The following is a 14,989-nucleotide window of genomic DNA, read 5'->3' on the forward strand; positions in this document are numbered from 1 at the left end:
ACTGAAGTTCAGTCGGGCGACGTTCATGCCGCACTCTACGAGTTCGGTGATGCTGGCGAGGGAGCTGGTGGCGGGACCGAGGGTGCAGACGATCTTGGTTCGACGAGTCACCCCTTTAGGCTAGCGGTCGCCGTCCGGTGTGTCGCCTCGGTCAGGGTCAAGTGTGGAAGTGGTCTCATCTGCTTCGCCGTCCCCGCTGCGACGGATCTCGATGGACCCTGCCGAACCGCCCGGATTCTGTTCGATGATCGTGATTCCCGACAGCTCTTCGTCGTCGGCCGGAACGATGGTGTACCCCAGCGACGGCGCCGACGAGGCCGCCGGCTCCGCGGACTCTGCCTCGGCCGGATCGTCAGTCGACGCGGATTCCTCGACTGCGGGTTCCTCGACTGCCGGTTCCTCGACTGCGGGTTCCTCCGCTGCCGATTCCTCTACTGCGGGTTCCTCCGCTACCGGTTCCTCGACTACGGGTTCGACTACTGCCGGTTCGTCTACTGCAGGCTCGTCGACCAGCTCGTCGACCACAGGATCGTCGATCGGGACCTCATCGGCGACCGGCTCATCCGGCATGGACTCGGCGGCGACTGCCGCGTCGCCGGCGCCCTGGGCCCACACGCTGTGATCGTGCGCGTCCGGTTCGACGTCGACGGACTCCTCCTCGTACGGCGCGTCCTCGTAGGAGTCGTCGAAGTAGTCGGCGGCGAACTCCCCCTCGTCCTCGCCCTCGTCATCGGCATTGACGGCGAGTTCGTGGTTCTCGGCCTCCCCCGTGCGCGGGAGGTAGCCGACGGCGCCTTCCGCAGCGAGTTCGTCGGCGCGGTCGGGCCAGTACATCGACAGCCCTTCCTCACGTCCCTTCGGCGCCATCACGATGTACAGCGCAGCGCACAGGAAGATGATCGCGGAGGTGAAGACATTGACGCGCACGCCGAAGATGTGGGTCGCGTAATCGTCGCGCATCAACTCGATGGCGAAGCGGCCGACGCAATAGCCGGCGACGTACATCGCGAACAGACGACCGTGTCCGACGCGGAAGTAGCGATCGATCAGGACCAGCGCGATGACGACCAGGATGTTCCAGACCATCTCGTACAGGAACGTCGGATGCACCACCGCGTACACGTCGCCGGTCGAGACCCCGTCGATCAGCTTGTACGAGACGACTCCGTCGGCGTTGGTCCGGTCGTAGATCTCCAGGGCCCACGGGACAGTGGTCTCGCGACCGAACAGTTCCTGGTTGAAGTAGTTCCCGAGACGGCCGATCGCCTGCGCCAGCAGGATGGCCGGGGCCAAGGCGTCGCCGAACGACGGCAGCTTGATCCCCATGTTCCGGGCACCGATCCAGGCGCCGACCCCACCGAGCGCCACTGCGCCCCAGATGCCGAGGCCGCCGTCCCAGATCCGGAATGCCGCACCGAGCCCCTTGCCGCCGGGCCCGAAGTACGTGCTCCAGTCGGTGAGGACGTGGTAGATCCGGCCACCGATCAGGCCGAACGGGACGGCCCACAGCGCGACGTCGATGACCTCGCCGGGCTGTCCGCCGCGCGCCTGCCAGCGCCTGCTGCCCCACCAGACGGCGACGATGATGCCGACGATGATGCACACGGCGTACGCGCGCAACGGCACGGGGCCGAGGTGCCATACGCCCTGTGCGGGGCTCGGAAGGTAAGCGAGGACGGTTCCGTCAATCACAGGTGCCACAGTAGCGTGCACGCCGTGCCCCGCGACACGCGCATCGAACGACCAACTCCGTACTTCGTTACCACCGGCGGGTAACGAAGTACGGAGTAAGGTGCGGGGTTCTCAGGACCGGGTTCTCAGGCGCGGGAGCGTCGCACGCCGTCAGCGAGGTCGGCGACCAGTGCCGCGACCGCGTCCTGACCCTTGTCGGCGGCCGAGACGATTGCCGAGCCGACGATGACGCCGTCCGCATAGGCGCCGATCTCGGCGGCTTGGTCGCCGTCGCGCACACCCAGGCCGACGCCGATCGGGATGTCGGAGTACTCGCGAACCCGGGCGCACAGCGCGGGGGCTGCGTTCGAGACGCTGCTGCGGGCACCGGTGACACCCATGGTCGACGCGGCGTACACGAATCCGCGGCACGCGTCGACGGTCAGCGCGATGCGCTCGGGGGTGGATGACGGCGCGACCAGATAGATGCGGTCCAGATCGTGCGCGTCGGCCGCCGCATGCCATTCCGCGCCCTCTTCGGGGATCAGATTCGGGGTGATGAGACCCGCGCCGCCCGCTGCCGCCAGATCGCGAGCGAACGTGTCGACGCCGTACTGGAGCACCAGATTCCAGTAGCTCATGACCACCGGCTTCGCCCCGGCCGCGGCGATGGCCTCCGCGGCCACCATGACATCGCGGACCCGAGTTCCGCCCGCGAGCGCCTTCTCGGCGGCGCGCGCGATGGTCGGGCCGTCCATCACCGGGTCGGAGTACGGGATGCCGATCTCGATGATGTCGCAGCCCGCGTCGACCATGGTGCGGACCGTGGTCAATGAGGTCTCGAGGTCGGGATAGCCGACCGGGAAGTAGCCGATGAGGGCCGCGCGGCCTTCTGCGCGGCAGTCGGCGAAGGTCGCGCCCAGGCGCGACGGCGGTGTGGTGTGCGTGCTCACTTGGTGTTCTCCCCTGCTGCCTCGGCGAGGCTCGCTGCGTACTCGGACTCTGACGGCGGCTTGCCGAACAGGCCGAACCACTCCGCGGCGGTGTCGACGTCCTTGTCACCCCGACCAGACAGGCACACGATGATCACCGCGCCCTCCCCGAGCTCGCGGCCGAGCTGCAGCGCGCCCGCCACCGCGTGCGCGGACTCGATCGCCGGGATGATGCCTTCCTTTCGGGACAGGAGGGCCAGCGCATCCATCGCCTCGGCGTCGGTGATCGGACGGTATTCGGCACGACCGATCGACATCAGGTGCGCGTGCTCGGGCCCGACACCCGGGTAGTCCAGGCCGGCCGAGATGGAGTGGGACTCGATGGTCTGACCGTCTTCGTCCTGCAGCAGGTACGAGTACGCGCCCTGGAATGCGCCGGGCGTGCCGCCCGAAAACGTCGCGGCGTGCCGGTCGGTGTCGACGCCGTCGCCCGCCGCCTCGTAGCCGACCATCCGAACGGAGGCGTCGTCGATGAAGGGATGGAACATTCCGATGGCGTTGGAACCGCCGCCGATGCAGGCGGTCACCGCATCGGGAAGTCGGCCGATCCGGTCCAGGATCTGGGCCCGCGACTCCAAGCCGATGATGCGCTGCAGGTCGCGGACGATCATCGGGAACGGATGCGGCCCGGCCGCCGTGCCGAAGCAGTAGTACGTGTTGTCGGCGTTGGTGACCCAGTCGCGGAGAGCCTCGTTGATGGCGTCCTTGAGGGTGGCCGAACCGGTCTCCACGGCGACGACCGTCGCACCCAGCAGCCGCATCCGGGCCACGTTGAGAGCCTGCCGCTCGGTGTCGACGCGGCCCATGTAGACCAGGCATTCGAGCCCGAGCAGCGCGCAGGCCGTTGCGGTGGCGACCCCGTGCTGCCCCGCGCCGGTCTCGGCGATGACGCGCGTCTTGCCCATCTTCTTGGCGAGCAGCGCCTGGCCGAGGACGTTGTTGATCTTGTGCGACCCGGTGTGGTTGAGGTCCTCGCGCTTGAGGAACAGTCGAGCGCCGCCCGCGTCGCCGCTCAGGCGTTCCGCCTCGTACAGGGGCGACGGGCGACCGGAGTAATCGCGCTGCAGTCGGTCGAGTTCGGTCAGGAACTCCGAGTCGGTCCGCAGCTTCTCGTACGTTGCCGTGACCTCTTCGATCACCGCCATCAAGGCCTCGGGAACGTGGCGACCGCCGAAGACGCCCCAGTGGCCGAGCTCGTCGGGCCCGATCGGGTGGACGTCGGCGACGCCAGCACTGGCTTGCGGGAATGCCGCCTCGGCGGAGACGTCCTGGGCTGCGTCAGAATTCTCGGTCACGGTTCTCAGTATCCTCATCAATCGCGGTGAGCAGCAAATGAATAACCACTCGCCTCGATCCCGTTGGGCACCAACGGGATCGAGGTCTGCAGTCAGGGCTTTCTAGTGTCGGCTCAGCGCGACGGCCTGGGGCAGGACGGGTGCGACCCCGCCGCCACCAGGTCTGCCACCGCCAAGCGCGGATCACCACTGGTCACGACGCCCTCGCCGACCAGAATGGCGTCGGCACCCGCACCGGCGTAGGCCAGCAGGTCAGCGGGGCCGCGGACGCCGGACTCGGCGATCTTGATGACATTGGACGGCAGGCCGGGTGCGATGCGCGCGAACGAATCGCGGTCCACGTCGAGCGTCTTCAGATTGCGTGCGTTGACGCCGACCACCTTGGCACCGGCTTCCAGCGCCCGATCAGCTTCTTCCTCGGTGTGGACCTCGACCAGGGCGGTCATCCCCAGCGACTCGGTGCGGTCGAGCAACGACGCCAGCACCGGCTGCTCCAAGGCTGCGACGATCAACAGAATGACGTCGGCGCCGTGCGCGCGGGCCTCGTGGATCTGGTACGGCCCGACGATGAAGTCCTTGCGCAGGATCGGAATGTTGATGGCGGCGCGCACCGCATCGAGGTCGGCCAGCGAACCACCGAAGCGACGTTCCTCGGTCAACACGCTCACGATGCGTGCGCCGCCGTCCTCGTAGGCCTTGGCCAGGTCCGCCGGATCGGGGATGTTCGCGAGCTGCCCCTTGGACGGACTCGCGCGCTTCACCTCGGCGATGACCGCGACGTCCGACTGGCTGAGCGCGGCCATGGCATCGCGCGGCCGCGGCGCTGCTGCTGCGGCTTCCTTCACTGCTTCGAGGGGAAGGGCTGCTTCGCGCGCAGCGACGTCAGCCTTGACTCCCTCGATGATCGAATCGAGCACTGACTCACTGGTCACGGCGATCGGCCCCTTTCAACGCTTGTCACCAGACTAAGCACAGCGATCGGTTCGTGGGCGGCCGGGGTCGCTTCGTTCCGGAAGTGGGTTCGGCGAACTCGGGCGGCGACGTCGAGTGGATCGATCGACCCAGACGGCCGTCGGTCAGTCGGCTGAGTTGTCGCAGGCGTCGACTACTGTCCGGGATCATGCCTTGGACTCAGGAACGGGTGCTCGCCGTCGCCCCGGACGCCGCCTCGATGTCGGCAGGCCGCACACTGGCGAAGCCCGGTCCGTGGTCCGGCACCGGCTGCAACGAGTCGTTGCTGTGGGGGTCGTGCCAGGGCAGCGGAAAGAAGCCGTACCAGGTCAGCATCGACCTCAACGGCCCCGCGTACAAGTGCTCGTGCCCGAGCCGCAAGTTTCCGTGCAAGCATGCGATCGCCCTCCTGCTCCTCTGGTCGGAGGGTGTGGTCGGTGACGGCACGGCGGCCGACTTCGCCGCCGACTGGGCAGGCGCGCGCAGCCGGCGCACCGCGTCGACCGGCACTGCGGCCGCCGATGTTTCTCCCGCCGCCGCGCCCGACCCCGCAGCCCGGGCGGCTCGTCGAGCCGAACGCGCCGCGAAGATGGACGCGGGCGTCGACGAGTTCTCTCGCTGGTTGTCGGACCTGATGCGCGCCGGCCTGGCCGATGCGATGCGGCGACCGGACGCGTGGTGGGAGGCGGCCGCCGCACGCTTGGTCGACGCCCAGCTTCCGGGCCTCGCCGAACGCGTTCGGGACACCGCCGGTGACATCACCCACGGCGATCTCGCGCCCGCAGATCTCCTCGAACGGACCGGTGTGTGGTGGACCATGGCACGCGGATGGACGCGCCGCGAAAGCCTGGCACCCGCCTTGCAGGCCGACCTGCAGACCGCTCTCGGCTGGCCGATTCCGACGGCCGAGGTACGCGCGGGAGAGCTTCGCGAGGGCGTCTGGATCGTCGTCGGATCGCATCGCACCGAGATCGGGCGCCTCGCTCAGCAGCGCACCTGGCTGCGGCCGGCGACCATCGACGGCGACCCCGAGTTCGTCGTCGTCCTCGAGACCGCGGGACCGGGGCAGTCGCTCGACGTCCCGCAGTTGGCCGGCGCTCGGGTGCGCGCGACGCTGGGCGTCTATCCCGGGTCAGCGCCCCGACGGGTCTTGTTCACCGAACCTCCGGCACCGGAACCGACACCGGCGGGATCGCGACTGGGGCCGGGCACCACGCTCGCTGCGGCGTTCGCCGGCGCGGCCGATCATGTGGCGCGGGTCCCGTGGCGCGATCTGTATCCCGTGGTCCTCGACGATGTCGCCCTCGGCGGCCCCGACTGCGACCACCTGGTCGACCCGAACGGTTCCGCCGTGCCGCTGGTCGCGGACACCCCGACGAAAGCGCTCTCCGCGGTGACCGGCGGCCGTGCCGACCAGGTGTTCGGGGAGCTCGACGGCGGTCGATTCCGGGTCCTCACGGTGCTGGCCGACGGTGAGGTGACGCCGCTGTGAGCCTCCCCGATTCCGCTGCTGTCGAACGCTGGCGCCGAGACCTGCTGTCGGCCGCGATCCTCGGCACCGACCGACGTCCATTCCCGGACTCGCCCTTCGCCGACACCGCGTCCGGCCCGCCCGACGACGAGGTGCTGGCGCGGGTCGCGGTGGCCGCCGCACTGGTTCGCGCGGGTCGACGGCCGACGGTCGCCGACCCGGTGACACCGGCCACGGCCGAGTCCTCGCCGTACGCACCCCCATCGGCAATCGAACTCCTCGGCGTCTTGATCGACGCGCCGCCCATCGCGCGCGAGGTCCGGATCCCGCTCCTGAACCGCTGGCTCCAGACCGCGGCCGACCGCGACGCTGTGGTGCCGCCGCGGTTTCTGCCGACGCTGATCGCCCTCGCCGGCACCGCGCCCGAGCTCCTGCCGAGCCTCCAGCGGGCTTGGGGTCGGCGCGGAGACTGGCTCGCCGAGAAGTCCGGAACCGCCGCGCGGCCGAGCACACCGGACGCGGCGGACCTGGGTCGCGACTGGGCTCGGTTGCGCACCACGGATGCGGTCGACGCCTTGGCCGCGCTGCGTGAGGGCGACCCGCACGGCGCGCGTGAACTCACCGCCGCCCATTGGTCCGAGCTGCCCGCAGCGCTCAAGGAACGGGTTCTCGAGTCGTGGCGGGTCGGGTTGTCCACCGCCGACGAGCCGTTCCTCGACGCCCTCCTCGACGAGCGCTCGGCGCGTGTCCGCGATGCCGCGCGAGCGCTCCTGCGCGGGCTCCCGACCAGCGCCTTCGGCACCCGGATGGCCGGCCGACTAGCACCGTTGCTGACCGTCGAGCGTGCGCGCGTCTTCGCCTCGAACACACGGATCACCGTCCTCGCTCCGACCGTGCTCGACGACGCCGCGACACGCGACGGCCTGGCAGGCGTTGCCACGGCCGCCGACCGCGCCGCATCCTTGCAGACCGTCCTCACGGCCGCGCCCTTGCGGGCGTGGTGCGAGGCCACCGGCCTGTCCGTCGAGCGGATCGTCGCGGCGGTCCGCGACGACGACGCCGTGCTCGGCGCGCTGATCCGCGCGACCACCGACCAGCGGAACACCGAATGGGCCCGCGCGCTGCTGTCGGTGCGGCGCGACCCGAGCCTCATCCGGACCCTGCCCGACCACGAACGCGAGCAGTACCTGCTTCGGCTGCTTCCGACCGACACCGACGTCGGGTTCCGCGAGCTGCTCGGGCTGGCGGGCGCGCCGTGGAGCCCGCCGATCGCCGACGCGATCCTGGCGCGGGTCACCCGCCCCACGCCGAGGGGCCGGTCGAGCCACGTCCCGCTCCTGCAGATCCATCATGCGACACGCTTCCCCGCCGAGAGCGTGCCGCGCATCCGCGAGGTCCTCGCCCGCGCCGAACTCCCCGGCGCCGATGTCGAGATCTCCGAACGCCTGCGGCGCGTGCTGACCACCGCCGTCACCTACCACTCCTTCGACCGTTCCATCCAGGAGGCTTTCTCATGACCGGATCTCCCACTACCGAGACGACTCCCGCCGCCGACACTCCCGGCGGCACCCCGTCGGGCGTCCTGCGCGCCCATGCCGAGCACGAGTACGCAGCCGAACTCGCGGCGCTACAGGCCGTGGACGACCGCCCCCGCCCACCGCGCTGGTCGATGTCGCCCTGGGCGGTGACCACCTATCTGCTGGGCGGCACCCTCGCCGACGGCACGGTCATCACCCCCAAGTACATCGGCAGCCGCAGGCTCATGGAGATCGCAGTAGCCTCGCTCGCAACCGATCGCGCGCTCCTGCTGCTCGGCGTGCCGGGCACCGCGAAGTCTTGGGTCAGCGAGCATCTGGCGGCCGCTGTCAGCGGCGATTCCACGCGCGTGGTCCAGGGAACCGCGGGTACCACCGAGGAGGCGGTCCGGTACGGCTGGAACTACGCCTCGCTCCTGGCCTCCGGCCCGTCCGAGAGCGCCCTGGTCCCCGGTCCGGTGATGCGCGCGATGAACGCCGGATCCATCGCCCGGATCGAGGAACTGACCCGCATCCCCGCCGACGTGCAGGACTCGCTGATCACCATCCTGTCGGAGAAGACCCTCCCGATCCCCGAACTCGACAGCGAGGTCCAGGCGCAACGCGGTTTCAATGTGATCGCGACCGCCAACGACCGCGACAAGGGCGTCAACGACCTCTCCAGCGCACTGCGCCGCCGGTTCACCACGGTGGTGCTCCCCCTGCCCGACTCGCTCGACGACGAGGTCTCGATCGTCACCCAGCGCGTCGCGAGCCTGGGAGCCTCCCTCGAACTGCCCGCCGACCTGGAGTCGCTGAGCGAGATCCGCCGGGTGGTGACCGTGATGCGCGAGCTGCGCGGCGGGGTGACCGCCGACGGTCGGACCACCATCAAGTCGCCCAGTTCCACGCTCTCGACCGCCGAGGCCATCTCGGTGGTCACCAGCGGGTTGAGTCTGGCCGCGCACTTCGGTGACGGCGTCGTCGGTGCGCACGACGTCGCGGCCGGCCTGCTGGGCGCCGTGGTGAAGGACCCCGTCCAGGACTCGGTGATCTGGGACGAGTACCTGGAGACGGTGGTGCGCGGACGCCCCGAATGGGACGACCTCTACCGTGCCTGCCGCGACCTGGGCACCGGCGCACCGCGATGACGGTGGCCGCGACCGTCTCGATCCTCGGTATTCGCCACCATGGTCCGGGCTCGGCACAATCGGTCGCCGAAGCCTTGGACCAGCTCTCACCGCAGTACGTCCTGGTGGAAGGGCCGGGCGAACTCACCCCGATCCTGCCGTTCCTCGCCGACCCGGACACCCGGCCACCGATCGCCGGCCTGGTGTACGACGCCGCAGATCCGAGCCGGGCGTCGTTCTACCCTCTCGCCGCCTTCTCCCCCGAATGGGTCGCGACCCGGTGGGCCCTCGCCCGCGACGTGCCCGTCGAATGGGCCGACCTTCCGGCGACCAACCAGCTCGCCCTCCGCGCGGCCGTCGACGGGGCTGGACGCCTGGCCGCCGACGAGGCCTCCCAGCCGACCGAGCGCGTGGTCGATCCGATCGCCGCGCTCGCCTCGGCCGCGGGCTACGACGAGCCCGAGCGCTGGTGGGAGGATGCCGTCGAGCACGACCGCCGCGGGAGCACTCCGTCCGACGCGACCGACCGGTTCGATGCCGTCCGCGAGGCCGTCGCCGAGCTCCGCGCCGACGAGCCCGCCGCCCGGCCGCTGGTCGACGACGCCAAGGTGCTCGACCTCGACGCCGCTGCTCAAGCCCTCGGTCGGGCGATGACCGGGGTCCGCGAGGCCGCGATGCGCAAGGCCCTCCGCGCCGCCGTCAAGGCCGGCCACCAGCGGATCGCCGTGGTCTGCGGCGCGTGGCACGCGCCGGCACTCGACCCGGCGACGATGCCGTCGGCCGCTTCCGACAACCGCCTGCTGCGCGGCCTGCCGAAGACCAAGGTCGCCGCGGCGTGGGTGCCGTGGACCGCGACCCGACTGAGCCAGTGGTCCGGCTACGGGGCGGGCGTCGCCTCGCCCGGCTGGTATCGGCATCTGTTCGACGCCCGCCGAAACGGGTTGGACACCGGGGAGGCCGCAGCCTCGTGGCTGGTCCTGGTGGCCCGGGAACTCCGCGAGCAGGGCCGCCCGGCCTCACCGGCGTCGGTGGTCGACGCCGTTCGACTGGCGGAGACGCTGGCGACGCTGCGCGGCCGGCCGCATCCCGGGCTGAGCGAACTCGACGATGCCGCGCTCGCCGTGCTGGCCGACGGCGATGCCACGCCGCTGAGCCTGGTGCACCGGAGCCTGGTGGTCGGCACCGACCTCGGCGCAGTCCCCTCCTCGGCCCCGATGGTCCCGTTGGCGGCCGACCTGCAGCGTCAGCAGAAGAGCTGCCGGCTTCGCCCGGCCGCCGTCGCGAAGTCGGTCCTCCTCGATCTCCGCACCGACGCGGGCCGCGCCAAATCGGTGCTCCTGCACCGCCTGCTGGTCCTCGGCATCGACTGGGGCGTACCCGGCGAGACGGGTCGGACCACCGGCACCTTCAAGGAGGCGTGGGAACTCGAATGGGATCCGGCGATGGCGGTGTCGGTGGTCGAAGCGTCGGTCTATGGGACGACGATCGAATCCGCGGCGACGTCGAAGGTCGCTGCCCAGGCCGACGCGGCCACCGATCTCGCGCGGTTGTCGGAGTTGATCGACCGGTGTCTGCTCGCCGACCTGCCGACGACCCACGTGGTCGAGGCCCTCGCCGAGCGCGCCGCCGCGCACACCGACGTGCCCGAACTCCTGTCCGCGATCGAACCGTTGGCGCGCGTGTGTCGCTACGGCAACGTCCGGCAGATGGCCACCGACGACGTCCGCTCGGTGCTCGACCAGACGGCCGTCCGTGCCTGCCTCGGGCTGCCGACGGCGGCCACCGCGTTGAGCGCCGACGCCGCTATCGCGCTGCGTGCCGCGGTGGAGTCGGCGCATCGCGGCCTGATGCTCCTCGACGACCCGACGCTCGCCGACTACTGGTTCGCGGCGCTCCGGGAGGTGGCCGACCACGACCGGATCCCGGGTGCGCTGGTCGGTCGTGCCACCCGGATGCTGCTCGACGCCGATCGCCTCGACCGCGACGACGCCCGCCGACGACTCAGCCGTGCACTGTCCACAGCGGGCGATCCCGTGGATGCCGCCGGGTGGCTCGACGGCTTCCTCGCGGGCGATGCCCTCGTCCTGATCCACGACGCCGCGCTCCTCGCGGTGATCGACGAATGGATGTCGGAGGTGGTCACCGACGTGTTCGACGACCTGCTGCCGCTGTTGCGTCGAACGTTCGCGGAGTTCACCAGGGCCGAACGACGAATCATCGGGCGATCACTGTCCCGGGGTCCGAGCGTCGACCACGGCCCGGTACTCGACCTGGCACAGGCGAGGCCCGCAATCGGCGCCGTCGCCCGACTGATCGGATGGGAGATCGCATGAGCTCGCAGGACGAGGACCGGCTGACCCGCTGGCGCCTGGTGCTCGGCGGCGGGGACGCCGATGGCATCGACGGAGAGAACGGTGGCGGCATCGATCTGTCGAAGGCCGACGCCGCGCGCGACCGGGTGCTCGGCGAACTCTACGACGGCCCACGTCGCGGCGGTCTCGGCGGATCGCAGCCGCGGGTGGCGCGCTGGCTCGGCGACATCCGGACGTACTTCCCGTCGTCGGTGGTCCAGGTGATGCAGGCCGACGCGATGGACCGCCTCGGCCTGAAGCAGATGCTGCTGGAGCCCGAGTTGATGGCGGCCGTCCAGCCGGACGTCGCCCTGGTGAGCACCCTCATCACCCTGAACCAGGTGATGGACGAGCAGTCGCGCGAGACCGCCCGACACGTGGTCCGACAGGTGACCGATCAGTTGGAGGAACGGTTGCGCCGCGCGACGGTGCAGGCGGTCACCGGCGCGGTGGACCGATCGTCGCGCACCAGCCGTCCGCGCCCGGCAGACATCGACTGGAACCGGACGATCACGGCCAACCTCAAGCACTACCAGCCGGACTATCGCACGGTGATCCCCGAGCGGCTGGTGGGCTACGCCCGCCGCCAGTCGCAGGTCCAGCGCGACATCATCCTGTGCATCGACCAGTCCGGGTCGATGGCGGAGTCGGTGGTGTTCGCCAGCGTGTTCGGCGCCGTCCTGGCGTCGCTGCGGTCGGTGCGGACGCGGCTGGTGGTCTTCGACACCGAGGTGGTGGATCTGACCGACGAGATGCAGGATCCCGTCGACATCCTGTTCGGGGTCCAGCTCGGCGGCGGCACCGACATCAACCGCGCGGTCACTTACTGTCAGTCGCTCATCGAGCGGCCGGAGAACACGGTCTTCGTGCTGATCAGCGACCTGTTCGAGGGTGGAGTGGCCGAAGAACTGCTCGACCGGTCCCGCTCGATCGTCGCCTCCGGCGCCACGATGGTCTCGCTGCTGGCGCTGTCGGACTCCGGCACTCCCGCGTTCGACGCCGATCTCGCCGCCGAGCTGACCGGTCTGGGCGTGCCGTCGTTCGCGTGCACGCCCGACCTGTTCCCGGACCTGATGGCGGCAGCCATCGAGCATCGCGACGTCGCCGAGTGGGCGTCGAGCCGCGACATCCCGGTGGCGGTGACGGACTAGGGTCGTGCGCCGTCGGCGTCGTCGTCGGTCGGATCTTCGGTCGGATCGATGCCCTCGTCGAGGGAATCCCACAGAATCCGTTCGTTGCCCTCGGTCGGAGCGGCTGTTCCAGCGGCCGCGGCGCGCTCCCGCTCGGCGAAGATCTGCCGTTCCAGGTCTTCTCGTCGGGCCGCCGGCGAGGAGTACTTGGACGACATGCCGCCCTGGTTGGCGGTACGCGTCATGAAGATCGCGCCGACGATCACGCAGATCGCCGAGACGATGACGACGTAGCCGGGCAGCGTGGTGACGGGAACACCATCGATGGCCGCACCGTCGCGGATGCCGTCGGCCATCTGGACGACGTAGAGGTTGTCCTCCCCCTCGGTCAGCAGCGAGATGGCCGGGAAGATCGCGAGCACCCCGCCCAGTGCGACGAGGATCGCGACGACGCGCAGCGCCCACCCGCGGACGGCGAACTGCGCGACGACCGCGGCGACCATGGCGAGCGCCACCGGCACCAGCCACGGACTCCACTGCGCACCGATGACCGTGACCTCGGATGCCGGTCCCAGGTCGGCGGCCACCAGCACGGTGGCCCAGGTCATGCGGGACGCGCTCCAGAGCCCGAGCGCGCCGAGCAGGATCAGGATGGAGGCGATGCCCTGCCAGCGGCGGTTGACCGGCGCGGGCTTCGCGTCGACGGATTCGGATGCGTTCATCAGTTCTCTTCCTCAGGTGCGGCGGGCCCGGCCACCGGGGCCATCGTCGCGGCGGCGGCGACCGCGGCGAGCACGGCCGACGCCTTGTTGCGGGCCTCGTTGAACTCGTACTCGGCGTCGCTGTCGGCGACCACCCCGCCGCCGGCCTGCACGTAAGCCTTGTCCCCCGACATCAGCGCGGTGCGAATCGCGATCGCGGTGTCGGCGTTCCCCGCGAAGTCGAGGTACCCGACCACGCCGCCGTACAGGCCTCGCCGGGTGATCTCGTTCTCCTCGATCAACTCCATCGCGCGGACCTTCGGGGCACCGGTCAGTGTGCCCGCCGGGAAGCACGCGGTGACCGCATCGAGCGCCTGCTTGCCCGCGCGCAGTTCGCCGGACACCGTCGAGACCAGGTGCATCACGTGGCTGTAGCGCTCCACGCGGCGATAATCGGTGACGCGCACCGTTCCAGGTTCGCAGACGCGGCCGAGGTCGTTGCGTCCGAGATCCACCAGCATCAGGTGCTCGGAGTTCTCCTTCTCGTCCTCCAGCAGGCCCTTCGAGAGGAGCTGATCCTCCTCCTCGGTGGCCCCGCGCCAGCGGGTGCCTGCGATCGGGTGGGTGGTCGCGACCCCGTCGGCCACCGTCACCAGGGCCTCCGGCGACGATCCGACGATCGTGAACGGTTCGCGATCGATGCCCGGCATCTGCAGGAAGTACATGTAGGGGCTCGGATTGGAGGCCCGCAGCACGCGGTAGACGTCGAGCGGATGGGCGTCGGTATCGATCTCGAAGCGCATCGAGGGGACCACCTGGAAGGCTTCGCCGGCCTCGATCTGATCGACCAGGCCGGACACGATGCCGCGGTAGTCGTCGAGGGAGCGCTGCGATCGGTAGTCGGGTGTCGGGCGGCCGAACGTCGAGACCGTCGACGGGTCGGGTGCGGCCAACGCGGCCGTCATGGCGTCGAGTCGCGCCACCGCGTCCCGGTAGGCCTCCTCAGCTCGTTCGTCGCTGCCATCCCAGTTGACGGCATTGGCGATGAGCGTGATGGTGCCCTCGTGATGGTCGAAGGCCGCGAGATCGGCCACCAGCAGCCAGAACATGTCGGGCAGGTGGAGATCGTCGACCGTCGTCTCCGGGAGTCGTTCCAGGCGGCGGACGAAGTCGTACGCCATGAACCCGACGAAGCCACCGGTCAGCGGCGGCATGTCGGCGAGCGGGTCGGTCTGCAGCAGTCGCAACGACTCGGCCAGCGCCGCGACGGGATCGCCGCCCACCGGTGCGCCCGCCGGGACGTCGCCCCACCAGTGGGCCTGTCCGTCGGCGACGGTCAGCGCCGAATGGGTGCCCGCGCCGATGAACGACCACCGCGACCAGGACGCGCCGTTGGGCGCCGACTCGAGGAGGAACGTTCCGTCCTTGAGCACGAAATCGTCGGCTCCGATGTCCCGAGCGAGTTTGCGGTACGCCGACAGCGGCGTCTCCGAGTCGGCCAGGACCTTGCGGGTCACCGGCACCACGCGGTGGTCTGCGGCCAGGTCCAGGAAGGTCTCGAGCGGCGTGGTCTCCATGGACCGACCGGAACTCTTCGCGGCGCTCATCCGAGGGGCTCCCCGCCGACGCCCCAGTGTGCGCGCGGTACCTCGGTGATCGTGACCCACACCGAATCGGGGTTCTTTCCGGTCGCCTTGGCGTACGCCTCGGTGACGGCGGCGATGGTCTCGCGCTTGACCCGGTCCGACAGTCCCGGGGTCTGGGAGATCTGAATCAGCGGCAT

Annotated in this window: 13 protein-coding genes; 5 read left to right on the top strand and 8 right to left on the bottom strand. The window is 70.2% G+C overall.

The genetic code is table 11. The features are described from left to right. The 5 genes from GX543_RS08835 to trpC form a co-directional block, all read right to left on the bottom strand. On the bottom strand, window positions 1–111 hold a 111-nt coding region (locus GX543_RS08835), incomplete at its 3' end, for a pyruvate kinase (RefSeq protein ID WP_290851453.1). Window positions 112–120: 9 nt separating this feature from the next. After that, window positions 121–1,692 (bottom strand): prolipoprotein diacylglyceryl transferase, encoded by a 1,572-nt coding sequence (gene lgt / locus GX543_RS08840; protein WP_290851369.1) that lies wholly within the window; start codon window positions 1,690–1,692, stop codon window positions 121–123. A gap of 125 nt (window positions 1,693–1,817) precedes the next feature. Further along, entirely contained in the window at window positions 1,818–2,624 is an 807-nt protein-coding gene (gene trpA, locus GX543_RS08845; RefSeq protein ID WP_290851371.1) for a tryptophan synthase subunit alpha, read from the bottom strand. After that, entirely contained in the window at window positions 2,621–3,958 is a 1,338-nt protein-coding gene (trpB, locus tag GX543_RS08850) for a tryptophan synthase subunit beta (RefSeq protein ID WP_290851373.1), read from the bottom strand. Before trpB ends, trpA begins: the two co-directional genes overlap by 4 nt. Before the next feature lie 113 nt (window positions 3,959–4,071). Next, on the bottom strand, window positions 4,072–4,890 hold the full coding sequence (trpC, locus tag GX543_RS08855) for an indole-3-glycerol phosphate synthase TrpC (protein WP_290851375.1): 819 nt from the start codon (window positions 4,888–4,890) through the stop codon (window positions 4,072–4,074). 188 nt (window positions 4,891–5,078) lie between these two features. Between trpC and GX543_RS08860 the strand changes: the two genes are divergently transcribed. The 5 genes from GX543_RS08860 to GX543_RS08880 are packed head-to-tail and all read left to right on the top strand — an operon-like array spanning window position 5,079 to window position 12,526. After that, the gene (locus tag GX543_RS08860; protein WP_290851378.1) at window positions 5,079–6,401 is read left to right on the top strand and encodes an SWIM zinc finger domain-containing protein; all 1,323 of its coding nucleotides are present in this window, start codon (window positions 5,079–5,081) and stop codon (window positions 6,399–6,401) included. Beyond that, entirely contained in the window at window positions 6,398–7,897 is a 1,500-nt protein-coding gene (locus GX543_RS08865; RefSeq protein ID WP_290851380.1) for a DUF5691 domain-containing protein, read from the top strand. The genes GX543_RS08860 and GX543_RS08865 overlap by 4 nt, the downstream gene beginning before the upstream one ends. Then, a complete protein-coding gene (locus GX543_RS08870; protein WP_290851382.1) occupies window positions 7,894–9,045 on the top strand; it encodes an AAA family ATPase in 1,152 nt (383 codons plus the stop codon). The genes GX543_RS08865 and GX543_RS08870 overlap by 4 nt, the downstream gene beginning before the upstream one ends. Next, window positions 9,042–11,357, top strand: coding sequence for a DUF5682 family protein (locus GX543_RS08875; RefSeq protein ID WP_290851383.1), 2,316 nt, complete (start codon window positions 9,042–9,044; stop codon window positions 11,355–11,357). The genes GX543_RS08870 and GX543_RS08875 overlap by 4 nt, the downstream gene beginning before the upstream one ends. Next, on the top strand, window positions 11,354–12,526 hold the full coding sequence (locus GX543_RS08880) for a VWA domain-containing protein (RefSeq protein ID WP_290851385.1): 1,173 nt from the start codon (window positions 11,354–11,356) through the stop codon (window positions 12,524–12,526). The genes GX543_RS08875 and GX543_RS08880 overlap by 4 nt, the downstream gene beginning before the upstream one ends. On the opposite strand, the gene GX543_RS08885 is transcribed toward GX543_RS08880, so the two are convergent. Genes GX543_RS08885 through GX543_RS08895 form a run of 3 tightly spaced genes read right to left on the bottom strand, consistent with a single transcriptional unit; the run spans window position 12,523 to window position 14,989 of the window. Then, window positions 12,523–13,227 carry a TIGR02234 family membrane protein gene (locus GX543_RS08885; protein WP_290851387.1) on the bottom strand — a complete coding sequence of 235 codons (705 nt, stop codon included), beginning with the start codon at window positions 13,225–13,227 and terminating at the stop codon, window positions 12,523–12,525. The genes GX543_RS08880 and GX543_RS08885 overlap by 4 nt on opposite strands. After that, window positions 13,227–14,813 carry an anthranilate synthase component I gene (locus GX543_RS08890; RefSeq protein ID WP_290851388.1) on the bottom strand — a complete coding sequence of 529 codons (1,587 nt, stop codon included), beginning with the start codon at window positions 14,811–14,813 and terminating at the stop codon, window positions 13,227–13,229. The genes GX543_RS08885 and GX543_RS08890 overlap by 1 nt, the downstream gene beginning before the upstream one ends. After that, a complete protein-coding gene (locus GX543_RS08895) occupies window positions 14,810–14,989 on the bottom strand; it encodes a 4-oxalocrotonate tautomerase family protein (protein ID WP_290851389.1) in 180 nt (59 codons plus the stop codon). Before GX543_RS08895 ends, GX543_RS08890 begins: the two co-directional genes overlap by 4 nt.

The sequence above is a fragment of the Gordonia sp. (in: high G+C Gram-positive bacteria) genome, assembly GCF_012515855.1.
Taxonomy (GTDB): domain Bacteria; phylum Actinomycetota; class Actinomycetes; order Mycobacteriales; family Mycobacteriaceae; genus Gordonia.